The organism is Algoriphagus chordae, assembly GCF_003254055.1.
Classification (GTDB): Bacteria; Bacteroidota; Bacteroidia; order Cytophagales; family Cyclobacteriaceae; genus Algoriphagus; species Algoriphagus chordae.
Window position 1 is genome coordinate 64,437 of record NZ_QKZT01000012.1, and the last position, 22,046, is coordinate 86,482.

The 22,046-nt window shown below is 42.9% G+C and carries 19 protein-coding genes; 5 read left to right on the top strand and 14 right to left on the bottom strand.

Translation table 11 applies throughout. The features are described from left to right. Nucleotides 1-328 precede the first annotated feature (328 nt). From LV85_RS13785 to LV85_RS13795, 3 genes are read right to left on the bottom strand one after another with little or no spacing between them, the layout of a single operon-like run. The gene (locus LV85_RS13785; RefSeq protein WP_111320398.1) at nucleotides 329-1,078 is read right to left on the bottom strand and encodes a succinate dehydrogenase/fumarate reductase iron-sulfur subunit; all 750 of its coding nucleotides are present in this window, start codon (nucleotides 1,076-1,078) and stop codon (nucleotides 329-331) included. A 30-nt stretch (nucleotides 1,079-1,108) separates the two neighbouring features. Further along, nucleotides 1,109-3,043: a fumarate reductase/succinate dehydrogenase flavoprotein subunit gene (locus LV85_RS13790; RefSeq protein ID WP_111320400.1), complete on the bottom strand. Its 1,935-nt coding sequence runs from the start codon at nucleotides 3,041-3,043 to the stop codon at nucleotides 1,109-1,111. Nucleotides 3,044-3,056: 13 nt separating this feature from the next. Next, nucleotides 3,057-3,737 carry a succinate dehydrogenase cytochrome b subunit gene (locus LV85_RS13795; RefSeq protein ID WP_111320402.1) on the bottom strand — a complete coding sequence of 227 codons (681 nt, stop codon included), beginning with the start codon at nucleotides 3,735-3,737 and terminating at the stop codon, nucleotides 3,057-3,059. A gap of 299 nt (nucleotides 3,738-4,036) precedes the next feature. On the opposite strand from LV85_RS13795, the gene LV85_RS13800 reads away from it, so the two are divergent. From LV85_RS13800 to fabD, 3 genes are all read left to right on the top strand, one after another. Continuing rightward, nucleotides 4,037-6,814 (top strand): T9SS type B sorting domain-containing protein, encoded by a 2,778-nt coding sequence (locus tag LV85_RS13800; RefSeq protein ID WP_111320576.1) that lies wholly within the window; start codon nucleotides 4,037-4,039, stop codon nucleotides 6,812-6,814. Next, a complete protein-coding gene (locus LV85_RS13805; RefSeq protein WP_111320404.1) occupies nucleotides 6,811-7,254 on the top strand; it encodes a thiol-disulfide oxidoreductase DCC family protein in 444 nt (147 codons plus the stop codon). Before LV85_RS13800 ends, LV85_RS13805 begins: the two co-directional genes overlap by 4 nt. Nucleotides 7,255-7,318: 64 nt before the next feature. Further along, nucleotides 7,319-8,194 (top strand): ACP S-malonyltransferase, encoded by an 876-nt coding sequence (gene fabD, locus LV85_RS13810; protein ID WP_111320406.1) that lies wholly within the window; start codon nucleotides 7,319-7,321, stop codon nucleotides 8,192-8,194. Nucleotides 8,195-8,860: 666 nt separating this feature from the next. Here the strand turns inward: fabD and folK are convergent. Then, complete coding sequence (gene folK, locus LV85_RS13815) at nucleotides 8,861-9,343, bottom strand: 2-amino-4-hydroxy-6-hydroxymethyldihydropteridine diphosphokinase (protein WP_111320408.1); 483 nt, start codon at nucleotides 9,341-9,343, stop codon at nucleotides 8,861-8,863. Nucleotides 9,344-9,414: 71 nt separating this feature from the next. Between folK and sppA the strand changes: the two genes are divergently transcribed. Then, on the top strand, nucleotides 9,415-11,184 hold the full coding sequence (sppA, locus tag LV85_RS13820) for a signal peptide peptidase SppA (protein WP_111320410.1): 1,770 nt from the start codon (nucleotides 9,415-9,417) through the stop codon (nucleotides 11,182-11,184). Between the two features lie 171 nt (nucleotides 11,185-11,355). Here sppA and LV85_RS13825 read toward each other — a convergent pair whose 3' ends face one another. Together LV85_RS13825 and LV85_RS13830 are read right to left on the bottom strand one after the other, a co-directional pair. Then, nucleotides 11,356-12,432, bottom strand: a complete 1,077-nt coding sequence (locus tag LV85_RS13825; protein WP_111320412.1) for a BamA/TamA family outer membrane protein — start codon at nucleotides 12,430-12,432, stop codon at nucleotides 11,356-11,358. Between the two features lie 92 nt (nucleotides 12,433-12,524). Continuing rightward, nucleotides 12,525-13,424, bottom strand: a complete 900-nt coding sequence (locus LV85_RS13830; protein ID WP_111320414.1) for a flavin reductase family protein — start codon at nucleotides 13,422-13,424, stop codon at nucleotides 12,525-12,527. A gap of 150 nt (nucleotides 13,425-13,574) precedes the next feature. Here LV85_RS13830 and LV85_RS13835 point away from each other — a divergent pair, with 150 nt between their 5' ends. Further along, nucleotides 13,575-14,432, top strand: a complete 858-nt coding sequence (locus LV85_RS13835) for an endonuclease/exonuclease/phosphatase family protein (protein WP_111320416.1) — start codon at nucleotides 13,575-13,577, stop codon at nucleotides 14,430-14,432. A 284-nt stretch (nucleotides 14,433-14,716) separates the two neighbouring features. On the opposite strand, the gene LV85_RS13840 is transcribed toward LV85_RS13835, so the two are convergent. From LV85_RS13840 to LV85_RS13875, 8 genes are all read right to left on the bottom strand, one after another. Further along, on the bottom strand, nucleotides 14,717-15,916 hold the full coding sequence (locus tag LV85_RS13840) for a phosphoglycerate kinase (protein ID WP_111320418.1): 1,200 nt from the start codon (nucleotides 15,914-15,916) through the stop codon (nucleotides 14,717-14,719). A gap of 122 nt (nucleotides 15,917-16,038) precedes the next feature. Next, nucleotides 16,039-17,004 (bottom strand): L-threonylcarbamoyladenylate synthase, encoded by a 966-nt coding sequence (locus LV85_RS13845; RefSeq protein ID WP_111320420.1) that lies wholly within the window; start codon nucleotides 17,002-17,004, stop codon nucleotides 16,039-16,041. Between the two features lies 1 nt (nucleotide 17,005). Next, the gene (locus tag LV85_RS13850) at nucleotides 17,006-17,719 is read right to left on the bottom strand and encodes a tetratricopeptide repeat protein (RefSeq protein ID WP_394336124.1); all 714 of its coding nucleotides are present in this window, start codon (nucleotides 17,717-17,719) and stop codon (nucleotides 17,006-17,008) included. 41 nt (nucleotides 17,720-17,760) lie between these two features. Then, a complete protein-coding gene (locus LV85_RS13855) occupies nucleotides 17,761-18,198 on the bottom strand; it encodes an acyl-CoA thioesterase (protein ID WP_111320422.1) in 438 nt (145 codons plus the stop codon). Next, entirely contained in the window at nucleotides 18,198-18,749 is a 552-nt protein-coding gene (locus tag LV85_RS13860; RefSeq protein ID WP_111320424.1) for an NUDIX hydrolase, read from the bottom strand. The genes LV85_RS13855 and LV85_RS13860 overlap by 1 nt, the downstream gene beginning before the upstream one ends. Further along, nucleotides 18,736-19,344: a hypothetical protein gene (locus tag LV85_RS13865; RefSeq protein WP_111320426.1), complete on the bottom strand. Its 609-nt coding sequence runs from the start codon at nucleotides 19,342-19,344 to the stop codon at nucleotides 18,736-18,738. The genes LV85_RS13860 and LV85_RS13865 overlap by 14 nt, the downstream gene beginning before the upstream one ends. After that, nucleotides 19,337-21,259, bottom strand: a complete 1,923-nt coding sequence (locus LV85_RS13870; protein ID WP_111320428.1) for a RecQ family ATP-dependent DNA helicase — start codon at nucleotides 21,257-21,259, stop codon at nucleotides 19,337-19,339. Before LV85_RS13870 ends, LV85_RS13865 begins: the two co-directional genes overlap by 8 nt. Continuing rightward, a complete protein-coding gene (locus LV85_RS13875; RefSeq protein WP_111320430.1) occupies nucleotides 21,260-22,033 on the bottom strand; it encodes an enoyl-CoA hydratase/isomerase family protein in 774 nt (257 codons plus the stop codon). Nucleotides 22,034-22,046 lie beyond the last annotated feature (13 nt).

Sequence of the window (22,046 nt, forward strand, 5' to 3'; positions counted from 1 at the left end):
TTCATATATCCTAATGGCACCACGATTAATCAAACCTTCGTGCTTAACCTATCATTTCTATCCCCAAAATAAGCTAATTATTACTCTTTAGCACACAAGTCAAGTCCGTTCAGCTAGTTCTGCTTCAATTTAAATAAAAACCTGTCTGATAACCCACTCATTTATTCCCATTCCAAAGAACAACGGCAGCTTCTTCAGCAACTCAGCAGTTGCGCATATATTTCTATACAGCAGATATACGAAATAGAAAACATTACCAAATGACACCAAAACCAAAAAAGCCGACTCTCGCCGGCTTTCTCTGTTCTATTTGTATCTGATCCTTCAATTAGACATTCTCGCTCTTCACAGAAGCAGAAAAATACTCTCTGTTCATTCGAGCGATATTCGTTAGGCTGATTCCCTTAGGACATTCTGCCTCGCAGGCACCTGTGTTGGTACAAGCTCCGAAACCTTCATCATCCATCTGAGCGACCATCTTCTCTGCTCTGGACATTCTTTCCACCTGTCCCTGTGGAAGCATTGCCAGCTGCGAGATTTTGGCAGAGGTGAAAAGCATCGCAGAAGCATTCTTACAGGCTGCCACACAAGCTCCACAACCAATACAAGTCGCAGAATCAAAGGCTTCATCAGCAACTCTCTTTGGAATAGGAATCTCATTTGCATCCGGCACGCCACCTGTATTCACATTCACGTATCCGCCCGCTTGGATGATTCTGTCAAATGAACCACGATCTACAACTAGGTCTTTTACCACTGGAAAAGCCGCAGCTCTCCATGGCTCGATCGTAATCGTTTCCCCATCGGAGAACGAACGCATGTGAAGCTGACAGGTAGTCGTCTGCTGAGGTCCGTGTGGATGACCATTGATATAAAGTGAGCACATACCACAGATACCTTCACGGCAATCGTGGTCGAAGTGCACAGGATCTTCTCCTTTGATAGCAAGTTCCTCATTCAAGACATCCATCATTTCTAGGAATGACATGTCAGTGGAAATTCCATCTATAGGATAGGTGACAAATGCGCCTTTATCGCTGGCGTTTTTCTGTCTCCATATTTTTAATGTCAGTTTCATACTATATAGTTATGAATTAAAGTCTTGAATTTATTTGTAGGATCTCTGAGTCAACTTCACGTTTTCAAACACGAGTGGCTCTTTGTGGAGAGTTTCAGGAGAATTCTCTGCCATAAACTCCCAGGCAGCCGCATAGGCGAAGTTCTCATCATCTCTCAATGCTTCTCCATCCGGAGTTTGAGACTCCAGTCTGAAGTGACCACCGCAAGACTCAGATCTGTTCAATGCATCGTCTACCATCAATTCGCCAAGTTCTAAGAAATCAGCTACTCGACTTGCTTTCTCCAGTGTCTGGTTCAGTTCTTCGTTTGCACCAAGCACTTTCACATCTCTCCAGAATTCTTTTCTAAGCTCCTGAATCATGCCTTTAGCTTTGGTCAAACCTTCTGCATTTCTGGCCATACCACAGTATTCCCACATGATATGTCCCAATGCCTTATGGAAGTGATCTACAGTTTTGGTACCGTTGATTGACAATAGCTTTTGGATGGCATCTTTCACGCCTTTTTCTGCTTTCGCAAATTCAGGATGATTGGTATCCACAGGTGCTGGGCCTATTTGTGCCAAATAATCGCCGATAGTGTAAGGAACTACGAAGTACCCATCTGCCAGACCTTGCATCAAAGCGGAAGCTCCCAATCTGTTTGCTCCGTGATCTGAGAAGTTCGCCTCTCCTAAGGAATAAAGGCCAGGAACGGTAGTAGATAAGTTATAATCAACCCAAAGTCCACCCATAGTATAGTGAACTGCTGGATAAATCTTCATTGGAGTCTGGTAAGGATTCTCACCGGTGATCTGCTGATACATGTCAAACAAGTTGCCATATCTCGCGCGGATAGCATCCTCGCTGTCACGATTGATCGCATCGCGGAAGTCAAGGAAAACAGCCTGGCCAGTTTCATTTACACCACGACCTTCATCACAAACGTCCTTGGCATTTCTGGAAGCCACATCACGAGGGACCAAGTTACCGAAGGAAGGATATTTCCGCTCCAAGTAATAATCTCTGTCCTCATCCTTGATATCTCTAGGCTTGATTTCTCCTTTGCGAAGCTTTTGCGCCAGCTCTACAGTCTTTGGCACCCACACACGACCGTCATTTCTCAGGGATTCAGACATCAAAGTCAACTTGGACTGATGATCTCCGGATACCGGGATACAAGTAGGGTGAATCTGTGTGTAGCAAGGATTGGCGAAGTAAGCACCTTTTTTATGAGCTCTCCAAGCTGCGGTCACATTTGATCCCATCGCATTGGTAGAAAGGAAAAATACGTTTCCATAACCACCCGTACACAATAGCACCGCGTGAGCAGCGTGAGTTTCAATCTTACCAGTGATCAAGTTTCTAGTCACAATACCTCTTGCATGTCCATCGATAGTCACGACGTCCATCATTTCAGTTCGTGGATAAAGTTTCACTTTACCATTCGCTACCTGACGACTCAAGGCTGAATAAGCGCCCAAAAGCAACTGCTGCCCCGTTTGGCCTCTTGCGTAGAAAGTCCTGGACACCTGCGCTCCACCGAAAGAACGGTTGGCAAGCAATCCGCCATATTCTCTGGCGAAAGGAACACCTTGCGCCACACACTGGTCAATGATATTTACAGAAACCTCTGCAAGACGATAGACATTGGATTCACGGGAACGATAATCTCCACCTTTGATGGTATCGTAGAAAAGTCTGTAAACCGAGTCACCGTCATTTTGGTAGTTTTTGGCAGCGTTGATCCCGCCTTGTGCAGCGATAGAGTGCGCACGACGAGGGCTATCCTGGAAGCAAAAAGCTTTCACTTTATAGCCCAATTCTGCCAAAGAAGCAGCAGCAGAGGCTCCGGCAAGACCGGTACCTACCACGATTACCTCGTATTTTCTTTTGTTTGCTGGGTTTACCAGCTTACTGTTAAACTTATGTTTAGTCCACTTTTCGGCTAAAGGTCCGATTGGGGATTTTGAATCTAGTATCATAGGGGACTATTGATTAGCTCTGTGTGAAATAGATATAAACTGGCATGCTGGCAAATAGGATCGGAACTACTATGCAGTAGATTTTTCCGATCAGCGCAATTGCTGGCGAGTATTTCGCGTGATTCAAACCTAAGGTCTGGAATGCGCTGGCAAATCCATGAGAAAGGTGAAATGCCAAGAAAGCCATCGCTACTACGTATCCGATTACCATCCATACATTCTGGAAAGCAAAAACTACAATGCTGTACAAATCCTTGTACTCAACCCCATCATATGTCACAAATGGAATATCTCCCCAGTGCATCTGATACCAGAAGCTCTGCATATGTACTACGATGAAAATTAAGATGATTGTGCCTAGAATACCCATATTTCTAGATGAAATCGTGGTGGAAGGAGGAGTAGAAACTCCATATCCTACAGGACGTGCAGCTCTATTTGTTTTGGAAAGCCAAATAGAAAAGATCACGTGACCAATTATCGAGATATAGGTCAAGTAAGAAAGCAACTTTACTGCTGGATTGGTGGTCATGAATTTGGCATAAATATTAAATGCCTCACCACCATCACTCTTTAACAACTGCAAGTTTCCTGCAACGTGACCTGTCAAAAATAGAATCAGGAAAAGTCCGGTCAATGCCATGATCAGTTTCCTGCCTATTGTGCTACTCAAGGTTTTTGTAACCCAGCTCATACAATTTTTGCGATTAGATTAGAACGAAATCTTTGATTATTACTGCCAAATTTACATGCCGAACAACTAGCAAACAATCCATTCAAAAACAGATGCCTTATTTTAATCGGTTCTAAATAAAAACCCGCATTAGACAGTTCTACTAGTACTTTATGCCTTTATACAGATTTAATGTTTGATTTTGCGGAGATTTTCTCCTTACTTCCCTTTATTTCGTATAGGAAAAGGATGTAATCGAAAATCTTAAAGCAGGATAAATTCGTACATTCTATTTCTCCTTATAAATGAACTTGACCAATATGAAGCTGAAAATCACCCTTGGACTTTTTTTAATCTTCCTAGTTGCTGGAATTTCTGAAGCTTGGGCAACACACATTAGAGCAGGTGAAATTATCGCTGAGCGGGTTTCTCCACAATCTTTGGAGTACAAAATCACTGTGGTTGGCTATACTGATACTCGATCAAGTGTGATTTTTGGCCCTGGGATCATCAACTTCGGCGATGGACGAGAATCAGAACTTCAGACAGATAGTGATTTCAAAGTAGTCGAAGACCTAGGAAATCAAATTGAGAAAAACACCTTTGTGATTTCACATGTTTTTCAAGGCCCAGGTACTTACACCATTAGGTTTCAAGAATTCAACAGGAATGACAAAACTCTGAACATGGACAATTCGGTGGATACTCCTTTTTATGTGGAAACAACCATTACCATCGATCCATTTATCGGGGTGAACAACTCTCCAGTACTGACTATCCCGCCTGTAGATAATGGTGCAGTAAACGTACGATACATTCACAATCCTGGCGCTTATGATCCTGATGGAGATAGCTTGGCTTATGTAATGGACATCCCTAAGCAAGCTTACCAAAGACCTGTTAATAACTACAGAAGCCCTGCTTCTCCAGAATTCAGTTTCAACCAAGAAGATGGTAGCACTCCTGCTTATATGACTTTGGATCCAGTCTATGGAGATTTGATATGGGATGCCCCTGGGACAGCGGGGCAGTTCAACGTAGCTTTTCGAATCAATGAATATCGAAAACTGGATGGGGAATGGGTGCTCATTGGCTATGTGGTCCGGGATATGCAGATCATTATCGAAAATTCTAACAATCGAAGACCTGAGCTGATTTTACCAGATGATCTCTGTGTGGAAGCAGGTACACTAATCCAAGATATCATTCAGGGAGAAGATCCTGATGGAGACCCTGTTAAAATTGAAGTATTCGGAGAACCTGTAGAAATAACAACATCCCCAGCTACTTATACTCCTGAAAGTGAATTTCAGCCAACGCCAGGGATCGTCAATTTCGAGTGGCAAACAGTCTGCAACCATGTTAGAGCTAGAGAATATGAGGTTCGCGTACGAATCACAGATGAACCGAGTTCGGGGCCATCCTTAGTTGATATTAAAACCTGGCGAATCAAAGTCGTGGGACCTCCACCAGCCTTTGATGAGATAGAACAAATGCCTGGCAGGACTGTAGAGTTGAAATGGGACCCTTATGTCTGCACCAACTCTGCTTCTGAAATGCAGGTATGGAGAAGGATCAACTCTGACCCATATTTGCCAGATAGCTGTGAGACAGGGATCCGAGCTGGCTATGAATTGGTAGGGACTACCAATATGCAAACACTGGATTTCCTAGACACGAATGGAGGCGATGGCTTAGCCCCTGGCAATACCTATTGCTACAGATTAGTGGCAGCCTATCCTGAACCTAGACTTGGAGAAAGCATCGTCTCTGAAGAAATATGCGTCACCATCGACGTAGACGTACCTATTATCACTAATGTGAGTGTAGAAGAAACTGACCCAACTACAGGAGAGATTTTCGTGAAATGGACTCCTCCTTATGACATTGACAAAACACTCTATCCAGGTCCATATAGTTATGAACTACTGCGAAGTATAGGCTTCACAGGAAGTGAGAACCTAATATCATTGGGAGTCACCTCAGATACATTATTTACTGACACCGGTTTGAACACAGAAGATGTAGTGTATAATTATGAAGTAGTCTTGCTAGACAGAAACACAAAAATTGACACCTCTTCTAAAGCTTCTTCGGTTTGGGCAGATCCTACCATTGTCAATGAAGCGATTGAACTGAACTGGGAGTTCACCGTTCCTTGGAACAATTCTGTCAGCCAATACAAACATGAAGTTTATAGAAACAGGACCGATGCTGCCGCTGCAGACGAGACTACTTTTGTGAAAATAGCCGAAGTCGACGTGACTACTAGTGGATTCAAATATTTGGATGATGGTAGTTTCAATGGTGTTCCCCTAGAGAAGGAACTTGAATACTGCTATTACGTGATTACAAAAGGCTCTTACAATGTAGCCGGACTAGTATATCCGCTGGAAAATAAATCTCAAATCATTTGCGCGAAGCCTGATGATGACCGATTCCCATGTCCTCCTGTCTTGACTTTCGAAGGCCCAGAATGTGCTACATACCTCGCTGATCTTCCTTGTAACAATACTAGCTATGAACACAAGCTAAGTTGGGTTCCAGATGTATCAGGTGAATGTGATGACGAGTTGAGTAGCTATAAAATATACTATACTTCCGATGGTGAGGATAGCCAGTTTGAGATGATTGCTGAAGTTTCTGCTCTGAATCTTTCTACCACCATCCGCAATCTGACTACTTACCGAGGCTGCTATTACATCACTGCCGTGGATAGATCTGGCAACGAATCTGAGCCGAGTAATGTCGTATGTGTGGAAAATTGCCCTAACTACAGTCTTCCAAATGCCTTCACTCCAAATAGTGATGGGCTAAATGAGACCTTCATGGCCTTTGACAATCCATTCTCACAGTGCCCTAGATTTGTGGAAGGCGTTAATATCTTTATCGTAAATCGCTGGGGAGTAGAAGTATTCTCTTACAATAGCCTCGACAATCTTGAAAATGATATTTTCATACGATGGGATGGAAAAGATAAAAATGGCAATGAGCTGCCTGCAGGCACCTATTTTTATTCAGGGACTGTAATGTTTGATGTGCTCGATCCTGCAGATCAGAGTCAGAGCCTCAAAGGAACGATTCAACTGCTTAGATGACGCAAGCCAAATCCATCATATTCTTTGATGGGGTTTGCAACCTCTGTAATGCTTCCATTGATTTTGTGATCCAAAGAGATACTAAGGATCATTTCTTAGTGGGAGCATTACAAGAGGATCTTAGCAAAGAAATACTTTCTCAATATGATGTAAGAGAGGATTACCTCGACTCCCTTGTCCTTTTGGAAAAAGGGAAAATTCATTACAAAAGCACAGCAGCACTGAAAATAGCCAGACAACTTTCTGGACTTTGGCCTCTGCTTTATCCACTGATTTTCATTCCAAAAATCCTTCGTGATCCTATTTACAATTGGATAGGAAGTAATCGCTACCGCTGGTTTGGAAAGAAAAGTACCTGCAGGCTTCCCACAGCTGCTGAAAAATCAAAATTCCTTTCCGAAGAAATCCTTATCCAAACAGGGATTAAGCTCCATTCCTGATTTCAACAGGTTAAGCTGAATTAGGAAAAGACCTATATTTGCAACGAACAAAAAACACTAGTTAATGAAGGCATTTGTTTTTCCGGGCCAAGGCGCCCAATTCCCAGGAATGGGAAAAGCACTTTATGAAGAAAATCCTCAAGCGAAGGAATTATTTGAGCGAGCTAACGAAATCTTGGGTTTCCGCATTACAGACATCATGTTTGAAGGGACTGCAGAAGAATTGAAGCAAACCAATGTAACGCAACCCGCTGTATTTCTTCATTCCGTGATTTTGGCGAAAACAACTCCAGACTTCGCTCCTGATATGGTAGCAGGTCACTCTTTGGGAGAACTTTCTGCATTGGTTGCCAATGGCACTCTTGCTTTCGAAGATGGACTAAAACTAGTCTATCAAAGAGCATTGGCCATGCAAGAAGCCTGTGAAATCAATCCTTCTACCATGGCAGCTATCTTAGGATTGGCAGATGAAAAGGTAGAAGAAATCTGCGCAAGTATTTCGGATGAGGTAGTCGTGCCAGCTAATTATAATTGCCCAGGTCAGTTGGTGATTTCCGGTTCGAACAAAGGAATCGAAATTGCCTGCGAAAAAATGAAAGAAGCTGGTGCAAAACGCGCTTTACCTCTTCCAGTGGGTGGAGCATTTCATTCTCCGCTGATGGAACCTGCACGTGAGAAATTACAAACAGCTATAGAAGCTACGACCTTTCACACCCCTAGCTGTCCTGTTTACCAAAACGTAAGCACCACGGCGGTTAGTGAGGTAGCTGAGATCAAAGCAAATCTAATTGCTCAGCTCACCGCTCCCGTGAAATGGACACAATCGGTCCAAAACATGGTGGCTGACGGCGCTACGGAATTTGTAGAATGTGGCCCTGGAAAAGTCCTCCAAGGTTTGGTCAAAAAAATCCATCCTGAAGCTGAAGTGTCAGGATTATAAAATACGAAACCCGCTCATAAGGCGGGTTTCTTTTAAAAGCATTTTTCACAACTATGGCCAAAAAGTCCCACTATCTATTTAGATGCACGGAAGCCACAGCTATTATTCAATATCTCTTTTTAAGGCAAAGGGTTGAAAGCCCTATATAAGGTTGCCTAGCTCGTTGGACTGAGTAATACATTATCCAGGTTATTACCAATACACCATATTAGCCAGAATGGTCTCGGCAAGCTCGACCACATCAGCCCTAATCAAGAGTCGGGTAATTTCGGATATTCATTTTAACTAAAATCGGAATTTTCAATAATTCAAGAATTGCTGCGGCTTCTGGAGAAGCAGCAGAACATAAGGTTGCCTAGCTCCTTAGGGCTGGGAAAAACGATTATCCAGGTTATTGCCAATACACCATCTTAGCCAGAATGGTCTCGGCAAGCTCGACCACCGCAGGTCTAATCAAGAATGGGGTAATCTCGGATAGTCATTTTAACCAAAATCGGAATTTACATTAATTCAAGAATTGCTGCGGCTTCTTCTGGAAAAGCAGCAGAACATAAATTGACTTACCACCTGTTACCTTTCACCTTTCACTTCTTACAACTTACAACTAACCACTAACAACCCTTACTACTTACAACCCTTACAACTAACCACTTACAATCTTCACTACTAAAACACCACCCTCACTTCAGACTCATCCTCACATTCTTCCAGCATCTGCAGACTACTTTTCCCCGAAATCGGATGAATAAACTCAGGCAGAATCTCAGCTAGCGGCGCCAATACAAATCTCCTTTCTCCAATAAATGGATGAGGAATCTTAAGTTCGGGAGTAACAATTACACGTTCTCCAAAATAAATAATATCAATATCCATGGTCCGATCCCCCCAGTGTTCGGCTCTCTTTCTACCCAAATCTGTTTCGATTTGCTGGGTACAAGCTAGAAGTTCGCTAGGCGAGCAACTAGTTTTGATTTCTAGCAGCTGATTCAAAAAAGGCCCTTTAGCCACTCCTCCCCACGCTTCGGTCTCGTAAATACCCGACTTGAGCGTCAATTCTCCAAGTCTAGAAAGAGCCTCCAGCGCTGACTTGAGCAGCGCATTTCTATCTCCCTTATTTCCTCCAACGATTAAAACTGCTTTCTCAAACATTTTCAGCTTATTATTGCTTTTGTAATCATGCCTCAAATTAGGTTATTTTGGGGCTTCAAATAATTTAGCTTATGAAATTCTTAGGAAATGTACTGGCGGTGATCGTCGGTCTTTTTGTTTTCAGCATACTGAGTGTGCTACTTATGTTTGGCTTGATAGGCATCGTAGCCTCATCCAGTGGCTCTGAAGAAGTATCTGTGAGTGAAAATTCAATTTTGCACCTCAACCTCAACGGTAGAACTATCGTGGAGCGAACTTCTGAGGACGATTTGGACCTTTCTATTTTTGGAAATCCATTTGGTCAGGAGTTCAATGCAGGCCTTATCAATCTCAAAAAAGCCATTGGGGAAGCAAAAACCAATGACAACATCAAGGGTATTTACCTCAATACTGGCCTAGTAATGGCTGGTCAGGCGAGCTTGCTGGAGCTTCGTGAAGCCCTCGTGGATTTCAAAACTTCTGGAAAGTTCATCGTCGCATACGATGAAGCCTACACCGAAGGTGGCTATTATGTAGCTTCTGTAGCAGATGAGATCTACCTGAATCCTTTGGGTGGAATCGACTTCAACGGTTTTTCTTCTGAAGGTATTTTCTTCAAAGGTCTTTTCGAAAAAGTGGGTGTGAAACCAGAGATTTTCCGCGTTGGAGAGTTTAAGTCTGCTGTGGAGCCCTTTATCCTAGAGAAAAGTAGTCCTGCAGCTAGATTGCAAACACAGTCATTCTTGAACGATATGAATCAGTTTGCACTGCATGCTGTCTCCGAATCAAGAGGAATTGCCTTCGATAGCTTGAAGAAAATCAATGATCTCATGCTAGTTCGCAAGCCTCAGGATGCTGTAAGCTATGGTTTGGCTACAGATCTCCTGTATTTTGACCAAGTTCTTTCTAAACTCAAAGACAAACTGGGAGTGGACGAGGATGATGACATTAAGACGATCAATGTCACCGACCTGAACAAAACAGCTAAATCCAAAAACATCACATCCTCTAATAGAATAGCCGTAATCATCGCAGAAGGGGAGATTGTAGGTGGAAAGGCAGATGGCGTGATAAGTTCAGATAAGTTTGCCAAAGAAATTCGCAAAGCACGAAAAGATGACAATATCAAAGCGATCATCCTTCGTGTAAATTCCCCTGGAGGCTCTGTGATAGCTTCTGAAGTGATCTGGAGAGAAATGGCAGAAGCTAAGAAGGTGAAGCCAGTTTATGTATCCATGGGCGAAGTAGCAGCTTCAGGCGGATATTACATTTCTGCACCAGCAGATACTATCGTGGCACAACCAAACACGATTACGGGCTCAATCGGTATTTTCGGCATGATGTTCAACGCACAGGAACTGCTAAATGATAAACTAGGTATTACTACAGATGTGGTGAAAACTGGTGAGCTTTCTGATTTTATGAATCCAACCAGACCGATGACCGATGTAGAAAGAAGCATCATCCAAGGATCAGTTGAAGACGGCTATGAGACGTTTGTGTCCAGAGTAGCTGAAGGCAGAGGAATGTCACCAGAAGCTGTAAAAGAAGTTGCTTCTGGTAGAGTATGGACGGGCAACCAAGCTAAAGAAAGAGGATTGGTAGATGTACTAGGAGGCTTGAACACCACCATCGAAATCGCTGCTGCGAGAATAGGTGCTGAGGATGATTACCGAGTAGTCTATTATCCTACCAAAAAACCTTGGTTCGAAACGATCATGGAGGACCTAGGAAATAATGTTCAAATCAAAATCCTTCAAAGTCAATTAGGGACAAACTACACGCTATATAAGGAAGTAGAAAAACTAAAATCTTACGAGGGTGTTCAGGTTAGAATGCCACAGGAAATCATCATAAAATAAGGAAAGCGGCTCAGGCCGCTTTTTTTTTTGTTCTTTTAGCACAGAGAAGTCTGAATATCACCTTGGTTCAACTCTTCTGAAGAATAGCCTTTCAAAAGGCACAAGCCTGCCTGCTGCAAGCAGGTCTGAAGATTTCCGCCAATCGGTAAACTACGACTGAGAACCAATCCTCTAAAAAGCCTCTCCGATTCTGAAGTAAATCCCCCAGTCATCTTTGCCTACAGCGGCATCTAAGCCAATGTTGAATTTGACTGTTTTGAAAGCTTTGTATCGATATCCTGCTCCAACTCCAGGATAAAGTCCCCAATTGAAACTTTCAGTATCAGAACCATAAATAGTGGCCAATCCAGCAAAACCAACCACTCCCATTTTTTCTCCGAAATTATAGCGGTATTCTCCTTGTATGGCCATCAATCCATCACCTCTGTATTTTCCTTCTGAGTATCCCCGAATATCAGTACCACCAATCGTCACTTGCTGCTGAAAGGCTATATCTCCCAAGCCAAATTTCCCGGAAAAACGCAGCGCTAGCACATCTGTCTCATTGCGCATAGGAAGATATTTGTTGTATTCCGACAAAATTTTGTTCGCAGTTTCATCGTTCCCAAACCATTCCGGATAACTGATCCAGCGTACTCTCGCTTTATTTCCTTTCATGGGATAGTAAACTGCATCACGGGTATCGTATAGCGCATTCAATTGCACCCCATTTGTTTGAACTGTTGATGACGGCTGCACATCATCCTCATAGTCCGTATCATAATGAGCATAGGTATAGGCTACACCAGCATAAAGTCCCTTGAAAATCTTTCGTTGTATCCCAGCACTTACTATGGTCGACTTGGTCCCATAATCATAAAAACCCGGCTCATAAACGTCATCCATATAGAATTGGGAATTATGATCTCCATTCATGGCAAAAAAATTAGCACGCCAGGAGTCTTCTTTGAAATATAACCTATTGAAAAAAGCAATAAAGTAGGACCCATTGGTCGTGTAAACTGCAGATAAGCCCGACAAGGACTTGGGAGAAATCTTGTCTTCCTTGTTAAACTTGTACATCATCATGGGAATTGCCCCAATCATCATCTCAAGATTCCTGTTGTAACTCAGAAAGGGCATGACACTGAAATCGATCTTCTTTTCCACCTTAGTAGAGTCACCGGATTTGCCTTCATTTTGGGCATTTGCCAAGAATGAACAGCATATCAAAGAAGCTATGAATAAGGTTTTTCTAATAAAAATCATTTCTAGGGAAGTCTTATCAAAGTTATGGGTACTGGCTTAGCAATAGCCCTTTTCTCAGAATAGTTTGTACTAATTTATTAATATATAAATTTTCACAAGCCATTATCCTGTAAAAGGATCAGCCAAGCCCTATCCACATCATCTTCGTCAAGTGCCTCCTTAGCCAATAAATGCAAATGGTCAATCAATGAATCCTGATCATGCTGAAATCGTACTCGCATTTCTTGTATTTCTGCACTTTGCCCAAAGGCAGCAATCTCAGCTTCACTTGGAAAGCTCTCTACATTACCCAGTCTCCCCAGATTATTTCCACTTAGAATTGCGCTATTTTTCACTTCCAATGGCATTTGATCTATCCCTAGCCCAAGCGTACGCAGAGGTTTAGGAATCTGAAAGAGTGATGCTCCACTGGCACGGCTATACCAATTGCCACCCAATCTAGCGACGGCATCCAATTTCCTAGGGTCAATCAGGCCCATCTCATCCAAAATAGCCTCATTCACATGCGCTACCAACACCTCACAAATCACCAAATTCCCAGCTCCGCCACTATCGCCCAGTGACTTCACCTCATTCACTTTGCATTCGAAGGCAACATGCGCCTCCTTGATTCTTGGAGGTTTTACTTCATTTGATTGCACCTGGGTAAAACCCGCTTTGTCAAATTCATTTACTCCCTTTGCATACTCAGAACTCGCCAGAGACATCTGCTCCACCATCCCAAAATGAACCACATGGATCACTACTTCTGGCACTTCCAGTACATTTTGAAGCGTATGCTTGGTGGTATTGTCCCGCACTCTTCTCGAAGGCGAGAAAATCAGTATCGCTGGATTGGTACTGAAAAGATTAAAAAAACTGAAAGGACTCAGGTTTACATTTCCGGCTTTGTCGATGGTGCTAGCAAAAGCAATCGGTCGTGGGGCTACTGCTCCTTGAAGCAGTCCGTGAAATTCCTGTGTTGTAAGATCTTTGGGATAAAAAGTTTTCATGTGATAGAGTTGTGGACTGTTTGATGCCTGATGTACGATGATAATGCTGAAATTTGAATTTCAAAGTCTTTACGCTTCATCTTGGTATTCCTAAAATTAAAGCTCAAATTCAATTAGATAAACCATTTTTCAAGAATAAGTTCTGAAATCATGAATTCAAGCCTCAAAAGTATTTTAAAAACATCTGTGTTTTTGCTTACTCTCTTACTGGGAAAAAGTACTCTTTCGATAGCACAAACACACAATTTCGCAACCTTCAACATCCGATACGCCAATCAAAATGACGTCGGCAACCTCTGGCCAGATCGTCTTCCACATGTGGCAAGCCTGATCGAGTTTCACCAAGTCGAGCTATTTGGCGCCCAGGAAGCTTTACACAATCAGCTGATGGACCTAAGCACCACATTGGGATATAAATTCATTGGTGTTGGACGAGATGACGGAACCGAAAAAGGTGAATATGCCGCGATTCTTTATGACCCTGAGAAATTTGAGATATTGGATCAAGGTACTTTCTGGCTTTCTCCTACTCCCGAGAAACCAAGTAAGGGTTGGGATGCTGCGCTAAACAGGGTTTGTACCTGGGGTAAATTCAAGGATGAATCAGGCAAAACTTTCTATGTATTCAACATCCATTATGATCATATTGGCCAGCAAGCGCGTGAAGAAAGCAGCAAACTAGTCATGGCTCAGGTGTCAAAGATCAACAAAGAAGATGCTCCAGCACTACTTATGGGCGACTTCAATGTCACTCCTGAAAATGGTGCATACACGACCATCACTAGCAATCCTGATTGGCAAGATGCCAGACTGATCTCTCAGATCCCATCTTACGGCCCGGCTGGTACTTTCACAGGTTTTGACTGGGAAAGAATGCCAGACGGCATCATAGATCATGTATTTGTAAAGGGAGATATTAAAGTAATTCGTCATGGAATCCTGACGGACAACTATGGCAAAAAGTATCCTTCGGATCACTTCCCTGTGTTAGTAGAGGTTGAATTCTAACTTCTCAAACACACTTCGAAATTCATTATTAGGCATTCATCATTCTTTATTAACCATTGAGGTACATCTCGAAATTTGCCGATGTTCGGGATGATACCTCAAAGGTTTTGATTCTTAGAGCTTGAATTCCTGTGGAAAAATTTAGACTATTCAGTACTGAATAGCTTAGAAGCTATGCTCTCTACAACCCTGACAACTTCCTTGGGGGCTAGGCTCACTTTTCGGTTAAAAAAAATCAAAAAAAAGACCTTTGGGGTTTTGGAAACCCCAAAGGTCTGAAATATTTAAGGCTCCAAGGCAGCAACGCCTGGAAGCACTTTGCCTTCCATATGCTCCAGTAATGCACCACCGCCAGTAGACACGAAGGACACATCTTCTCCAAAGCCAAACTTATTAACCGCAGCAGCAGAGTCACCTCCACCGATCAATGAATAGGCACCAGCTTTAGTCGCAGCTACCACCGCTTCCGCGACAGCCTTAGTTCCTTTGTCGAAAGAATCCATTTCGAACACTCCCATTGGGCCATTCCAAAGAATAGTTTTCGAATTTGCGATTACCTCAGCGAAAATCTCACGAGTTTTTGGCCCTATATCCAAGCCCATCCAACCATCAGGAATCTCACCTTTGTTTGCCATTCCTTGCTCAGCATCATTTGCAAATGCTTTGGAAATCACGGTATCTACCGGTAGTATCAGGTTTACACCTTTCGCCTTAGCCGTTTCCATAAGTTCAAGTACAAAATCCATTTTATCTGCCTCAAGCAATGAATCTCCGATTGTTCCGCCTTGTGCTTTTGCAAAAGTATAAGACATACCTCCACCGATAATCAGGTTATCTACTTTGTTGAGCAACTGCTCGATGATCAAAATCTTATCTGCGATTTTGGCACCGCCCATAATCGCTGTATATGGTCTTTCAGGATTACCCAAGACTTTATCTGCATTTTTCAATTCAGAAAGCATCAAGTAACCACAAACCTTATCGTTGAAAAACTGTGCAATCACAGCTGTAGAAGCATGCGCTCTATGTGCAGTACCGAAGGCATCATTCACATAGATATCACCAAGCTTGGACAGTTTCTTAGCAAAATCAACATCACCTTTTTCTTCTTCTTTGTGGAATCTAAGATTCTCCAAAAGTAACACTTCACCTGGCTTTAGGCCTTCAGAAAGCATTTCAGCCTCTCGTCCTATGCAGTCAGGAGCAAATTTCACTGGTCTGCCCAGTGCCTTCTCTAATGCCACTACAATATTCTTAAGAGAAAATTTATCTTCAGGTCCAGACTTAGGACGACCCAAGTGAGACATTAAGATCACTGATCCACCATCGGTCAATATCTTATTGATAGTTGGCAAAGCAGCCTGGATTCTGGTATCGTCCGACACCTTCAAATCACTGTCCAAAGGGACATTAAAATCCACTCTCACGAGTGCTTTTTTACCTTCAAAACTGAGGTTATCTACGTTTTTGATTCTAGAGTTCATAGTAAGGTTAATAGCTTTTGATTAATTAAATAGATAAAAATCAAGTGTGAATTTATCAAAGATTACGGCAAAAATCGACTTTCGTCTAGGATCAATTTATTAAGAGGTATTGGAAAGCAGTTTTAGCCTTTGGTTGCAGCACGCTTCAAACGGTCATTTATGGCTTTCCCGAGTCCTGCTTCAGGCATAAGTTCTACCAAAATCACCTTCGCATTTGATTCATCCAAAGTCCGCATCGCAGCAAAAAGATGAGTAGCCGCTTCTTTCAAATCAGCACTTGGACTTAAGGCAATTTGTCTTTCAGATGAAATAGCTGGAAATAATTTATCCAGAGAAAGCACAGCAAAGTCAATGCCTCGACTTTTATTTTCAGCAATCATCTCATTCAAATCTCCTAGTAAAAAAGGCTTGGTAGGCGCGTAATGGCTTTCCAATAAACCTGGAGCTTGAGGATTAGAAGAACTATGACTTTTCACAGACACTTTCCCTACAATACTCTCGATCTCTGTAATATCTAAACCTCCCAATCGATAAATCACGATTTCATCCTCCTCCATTCCTACGATGGTACTTTCCAAGCCTACTTTACATTTCCCTCCGTCCAGAATGTAAGAGATCTTCTCTCCCAATTGAGCATTGACATGCTGCGGAGAAGTGGGACTGATGTATCCAAAGGGATTGGCGCTCGGAGCTGCCAAAGGAAAATCTAACTGAGCGAGTAATGCTAATGTGAGTGGATGATCTGGAACACGTACTGCCACGCGATCTAAGCCAGAAGTAACAATATCAGGGATGTTGGTAGCCCGAGGGAGCAGCAAAGTAAGTGGCCCGGGCCAAAAGTGCTCTGCAAGCTTGCGGAGCGCTGCAGGAATGTCAGTCACATAGTTCTCTACTTCTGCTAGCGAAGGAACATGAACTATCAAGGGATCAAAACTTGGGCGGTTTTTAGTTTCAAAAATCGAAGCTACGGCCACAGGATTCAGCGCATTTCCTGCCAAACCATAAACGGTTTCGGTAGGAATAGCAACCAATTCCCCTGCATCCAGAACTTTTTTTGCTTGCGATATGTCCGGCCCTATCACTGCCATTTTACTCGCAGAAATCGTCTATCCAAGTTTTGGCTTCTGTGTATCCAAGCTGTAGCGCCATCTTCAGATCCGCACAGCCTTCTTCTTTTTCAGACTCGCCCAAGGCTGACATTCTTGTCACGCCAAGCAAGTAATAAGCGGCTCCATTTTTCCCATCCAAGTTGATTGCATCAGTTAATGCTTTCATCGCATTGCCGGGATCATTATTTCCCAAGAGCGCTTTTCCACGATTGAAATGAACGAGTGCTTGGTTTGGTTCTACTTGTAATGCCTTATCAAAGTCAAGCAAAGCATCTTCGTATTCTTCCATTCCTAGCAAAGCCAGTCCACGGTTGTAGTAAATATCAGTTTGCGCTGGATCTAGCCTACTTGCCATATTATAGTCAGAAACAGCACTTTTAAATTGCTCCAGTTTCAAATTGGCGTTGCCACGATTAAACCAGGCTTTGTAGCTAGCCGAATCTGCCGCGATAGCAGCGGTAAAAATAGGCACTGCCTCTTCAAATTTTTCTTCTTGAAATAGCGCTGCTCCCTTAGCGTTTAATGCCGTTCCATTTTGGGGATTGAGCACTAGTGCTCTATCAAAAAGCGTAATGGCCCCCTTCCAGTTTTGGGCATCCATTTGATTTATTCCCTCTTGCACCAATTCATCTTCACTTGGGCTACATGCCATCAATCCTGCCATCAGCAAGGTAATTATCCAAAGTTTTTTCACAGCTTAAATTTTGCGCAAAGATAAGGATTGCGTCTTTGTTATCAGGATTTGGGCTGAAGTTTTGCCCGATAGTTTTCTGGAAGTGAACTTGGCTTCTTTGTCTGAATATCCACAGACACCACCGTGCACTTGCATTTCGCATACACAGTCTGTTCTCCCTCCTTCGTTTTGCCTACTAAGTACTGCTCCAGATCGAAGGAGCTATTTCCTATTCTGCTGCATCTAAGCCAGGCATTCACCTCATCTTCCAAATGAATGGGGCGGATGTAATCCATTTCTACCCTAGCCACCACGGCACCAAACTCCATGATGTCCCAATCACATTTTTTCAACAAGAACTCCCCTCTTGCATGCTCGAAATAATTGAAATAAATCCCATTATTCACATGCAAATAGCCATCTATGTCCGAATACTTGACTTGAATGGGAATGCAAAAAGTCATCTCAGGCTTTAGCTGAGCAGGGTCAATCTTTTGCATCAAAGAAGAATTTCTGATTTACTGGTTTTCTCTAGCATCCGCAGAATGGAAGGATTATATCCTATCACATCCTGAACTGAATCAAAGGCTACCCAAGCCAAAGAAATGCTCTCGTCACTTTTGATCAGCGGCTCATAGAGATCAGCCTCCAAAATGTATCGAACGTCAAAATGAAAGTGTTCAGGCACATGTGGGCGCTCAGGAATAATATGCTTGTCCAAGTCAAAAATAGTCTTGTCCACAAATTCCAAGCTCTCCAAGCCACTTTCCTCTGTTGCTTCCTGCATCGCTACTTTGATCAAATCCTCATTACCATCCGCATGTCCGCCAAGCTGAAGCCATCTGCCAAGTTTGCGATGAAGCGTAAGTAAGGTATGTGTGCGCTTTCGATTCACTATCCATGCCGAAGCTGTGAAATGCCCTGCCAAACGCTCTCTTTTGTATGCCAGAGGATCTTCTGTCAAATCCAAAAAGCTCTGAATAAAGCTAGCCTCCTCCTCGTATGGTGTTCTGTATCTCCCTAGTTGCTCTCTTAAGTTAATTCTGTCCATCGTTGGTTGCTTCAAATAAGTGATCAAGAAATTGATCGAAAGGTTCTGGATCTTGGTATAGCCTATCCGAGTAAAACGTCGCTAGTACCTTGAGGTAATTGGGCTGGTTATCTATACTGATTTTCTCAATAGCAATCCTGCCATATAGCTGAGGAATCAGTTCATTCTTTGCAAGAGCTTTAACAGGTGGCTTGAAAAAAAACTTATCGCTGACTTTCACCTGCTCGTTTATTTCTTCCATTTTCCTATCCAAACTCACTTGCTGATATCCCAAAGCTAGAACTCGCTGCGCAAAAGCCAAGAAAAGCAGGGAAAATGTTTTTTCATCCAGTGGATCGTCATAGGTGATCGCAAAGCCTCTGGCATACTTCGAATCCAACACATGAATCTGCGGGCGCTCTTCGATCTGTACCGTTTTGAAATGATAAGATTTGGAGATCCGAGAAAATAGCTCTTTCCCTTCTGCAGAATTCATCCAGGCAGTTGCTTCGGCTATTTCCTGCTCTTTGAGCACAATATTTTCCTTGTGCGACATCGGCGTCTTTTCCGAAGACTTGAATACTTTATTGAATAAATCGTCTAGAAAATTACTCATGGGCTGAAATTGCGTAGCTACCGGATGCCAGTAATGTAATATATCCCTGATCTTGCAAAATCCGCAAAACTCGAAGGTTTTTCTCAGAAGATGGTAGCCGAATACTTTCGAAAATCTGCTTCTCTGTCAAGGCCTCGTTCTTCGTTAATGTTTCCATGATTTTATTTGTAAGCTTATCCTCAGCTATTTCTGGATGATTTGCTTTGCGCTGCGTGTTACATACATCGCAAACGCCACATAGCTCATCCGTCTTTTCCCCAAAATATTCCTGAATAAACTGCGTGCGACATAGCTCAGCTTGCTGCCCATACTTCACCATACTTTCAGCTTTTTCGAGCGTCAATGCTCTGCGAAGTTCTATACGCTTAAAGTTTAAGGGTAATTTGCCAGCATCATATCGTGGTGTCAAAAAGGTGATCTGCGGCTTATCTTTGCGCTGATCATAGACCATCACTTCCAATTGCTCCAGATGCTTGAGTGCTTTGATCACTTCATTTTCGTAAATATTCAGCGACTTGGCAAGCTTTGCTTCTTGGATCTTGATGTACTCCGAAAAGACATTTCCACCATAGGTTCTCATGATGATTTTCACCACTGGGTCCAGCTTTGCATAAGCGATCTGAACCTCATACAGTCTGGAAGGATCTACTGTAAAATGAATTTTGGATGGAGTATAATAACTTTCGCTCAGCCCTATAAAGCCTTCTTCCTCCAGCAGTTTGAGTGCATAAAAAGTCTCCAGCACACCCAAATCGTAGGTGTTTGCAAACTCATTCCATTCAAAATCAAAGCTGCTTAGCATATTACTCCCAACGGCGATGCGGTAGTAATTTGCCAAACATTGATACACCCGCCTCACAAAATCCAAGGGAGGATAAACCAATTCCGCACGTTTTAAAAGCGTTTCAAAATCTTGTTTATTCGCTAATAATACACCGTAAGCTTTCTCTCCGTCTCTTCCTGCACGACCAGCTTCCTGATAATAGTTCTCCACATTTTCCGGCAAATCATGATGAATCACCACACGCACATCTGGCTTGTCAATTCCCATCCCAAAGGCATTGGTACTCACCATCACACGAACCTCATTTTTCATCCAGGCGTCTTGACGCTGGGCTCGATCCAGCATAGACAAACCGGCGTGATAGGCCGAAGCCGAAATTCCCATTTGGCTTAGCGCTTTAGCGATTTGATGCGTGCCTTGCCGATTTCTTACATACCAAATTGCAGTCCCGTCGATTCTACTCAGTATTTCCAGCCCCTTTTCAAGTTTATTTTCTACAAGTCGAACCGAGTAACTGAGATTTTTTCTAGCAAAACTCTGATGGAATTCCGCTGGCTTTTTCATCTCCAACTTCTCCAAAATATCTGCACAGACCTGAGGAGTAGCCGAAGCCGTTAGCGCCAATACAGGGACTTCTGGGTGATAAGGTCGTATCAGCGCAATCTCCAAATATGGTGGCCGAAAATCATAACCCCATTGAGAAATGCAATGCGCTTCATCCACAGCGATCAGATTGATCTTCATCTGTCGAAATCGCTCAACAAAAAGCTCAGCTTTCAAACGCTCTGGAGACACGTACAAGAACTTGTAATCTCCATAGATACAATTGTCAAGTGTGCGGTCGATCTCTCGATAACTCATCCCAGAATAAATCGCAGCTGCTTTGATCCCTTTCGCCTTCAAAGCATCCACCTGATCTTTCATCAAGGCGATCAGAGGGCTCACCACTAGACATATCCCCTCCTGAGTCAGTGCTGGAATCTGATAGCAAAGTGATTTACCTCCACCTGTTGGCAAAAGCGCAAGGGTATCCTTTCCAGCCAGAACTGACTCGATAATTTCTTTCTGAACAGGCCGAAAATCCGCATGTCCAAATACCTGATGAAGGATCTCAGTAGCTCTAGTTAGCATTTACCAATCTGGCGTAGTTTTACTTAGGAAAGCAGCAATTCCTTTTTTGCAATCTGCATGTGCTCTGGCAGTTGCATTCGCTTCTGCTGCCAGCTGTAGAGATATATTTCTATGTTCTTGACTTAGCTCACGCAAAAGTGCTTTGGTTTTACCCATGGAAAAAGCAGAGTTTTGAGTAATAAGTTTCGAGGCAAAATCAAGAACAGATTTCTCGAGGAATTCTGAAGGTTCTACTCCAGTAATCAAACCCAACTCAGCCGCTTTGGCAGAAGAAATAAACTCTCCAGAAAGCAATAATTCCTGGGTTTTGGCAGCGCCTATTTGCTCCATCAAAAAGACTGAAACCAAGGCTGGTACAAAACCTATTCTAACTTCTGTATAGCCGAATAGCGCATCTGGAACCGCGAAAGCAAAATCACATACTGTCGCCAAGCCACATCCTCCGGCTAAGGCATGACCTTGAACCTCAGCAATCACTACTTTTGGTAGGCAATAAATCAAATCGAAAAGTGCCATCAGTTTGCGACTATCTTCCAGATTCTCCTCATACGAAAAATCCTGAAGCTGTTGCAAATAGGCCAAATCAGCCCCTGCACAAAAAGCCTTTCCGGTGGATTTGAGCACGATTACCTTCACCTTATCGCTGGAATTCATCTCCTCAAAAGCCTCCTGAAGCCCCGCAATCAACTCTGGGCTGAGAGCATTACGCTTTTCAGGTCTATTTAATGTGATGAATCCTATTCTATCTCTGATCTCGGTGAGTACTGCGCTCATTAGTTTGCAATTT

Coding starts and splice junctions, on each gene's coding strand:
- LV85_RS13790 (WP_111320400.1), bottom strand. CDS start 3,043: ATGATACTAGATTCAAAATCCCCAATCGGACCTTTAGCCGAAAAGTGG.
- LV85_RS13875 (WP_111320430.1), bottom strand. CDS start 22,033: ATGAGCGCAGTACTCACCGAGATCAGAGATAGAATAGGATTCATCACA.
- folK (WP_111320408.1), bottom strand. CDS start 9,343: ATGTTTGAGAAAGCAGTTTTAATCGTTGGAGGAAATAAGGGAGATAGA.
- sppA (WP_111320410.1), top strand. CDS start 9,415: ATGAAATTCTTAGGAAATGTACTGGCGGTGATCGTCGGTCTTTTTGTT.
- fabD (WP_111320406.1), top strand. CDS start 7,319: ATGAAGGCATTTGTTTTTCCGGGCCAAGGCGCCCAATTCCCAGGAATG.
- LV85_RS13795 (WP_111320402.1), bottom strand. CDS start 3,737: ATGAGCTGGGTTACAAAAACCTTGAGTAGCACAATAGGCAGGAAACTG.
- LV85_RS13870 (WP_111320428.1), bottom strand. CDS start 21,259: ATGCTAACTAGAGCTACTGAGATCCTTCATCAGGTATTTGGACATGCG.
- LV85_RS13855 (WP_111320422.1), bottom strand. CDS start 18,198: ATGCAAAAGATTGACCCTGCTCAGCTAAAGCCTGAGATGACTTTTTGC.
- LV85_RS13845 (WP_111320420.1), bottom strand. CDS start 17,004: ATGGCAGTGATAGGGCCGGACATATCGCAAGCAAAAAAAGTTCTGGAT.
- LV85_RS13865 (WP_111320426.1), bottom strand. CDS start 19,344: ATGAGTAATTTTCTAGACGATTTATTCAATAAAGTATTCAAGTCTTCG.
- LV85_RS13825 (WP_111320412.1), bottom strand. CDS start 12,432: ATGATTTTTATTAGAAAAACCTTATTCATAGCTTCTTTGATATGCTGT.
- LV85_RS13840 (WP_111320418.1), bottom strand. CDS start 15,916: ATGAACTCTAGAATCAAAAACGTAGATAACCTCAGTTTTGAAGGTAAA.
- LV85_RS13785 (WP_111320398.1), bottom strand. CDS start 1,078: ATGAAACTGACATTAAAAATATGGAGACAGAAAAACGCCAGCGATAAA.
- LV85_RS13805 (WP_111320404.1), top strand. CDS start 6,811: ATGACGCAAGCCAAATCCATCATATTCTTTGATGGGGTTTGCAACCTC.
- LV85_RS13830 (WP_111320414.1), bottom strand. CDS start 13,424: ATGAAAACTTTTTATCCCAAAGATCTTACAACACAGGAATTTCACGGA.
- LV85_RS13835 (WP_111320416.1), top strand. CDS start 13,575: ATGAATTCAAGCCTCAAAAGTATTTTAAAAACATCTGTGTTTTTGCTT.
- LV85_RS13800 (WP_111320576.1), top strand. CDS start 4,037: ATGAAGCTGAAAATCACCCTTGGACTTTTTTTAATCTTCCTAGTTGCT.
- LV85_RS13860 (WP_111320424.1), bottom strand. CDS start 18,749: ATGGACAGAATTAACTTAAGAGAGCAACTAGGGAGATACAGAACACCA.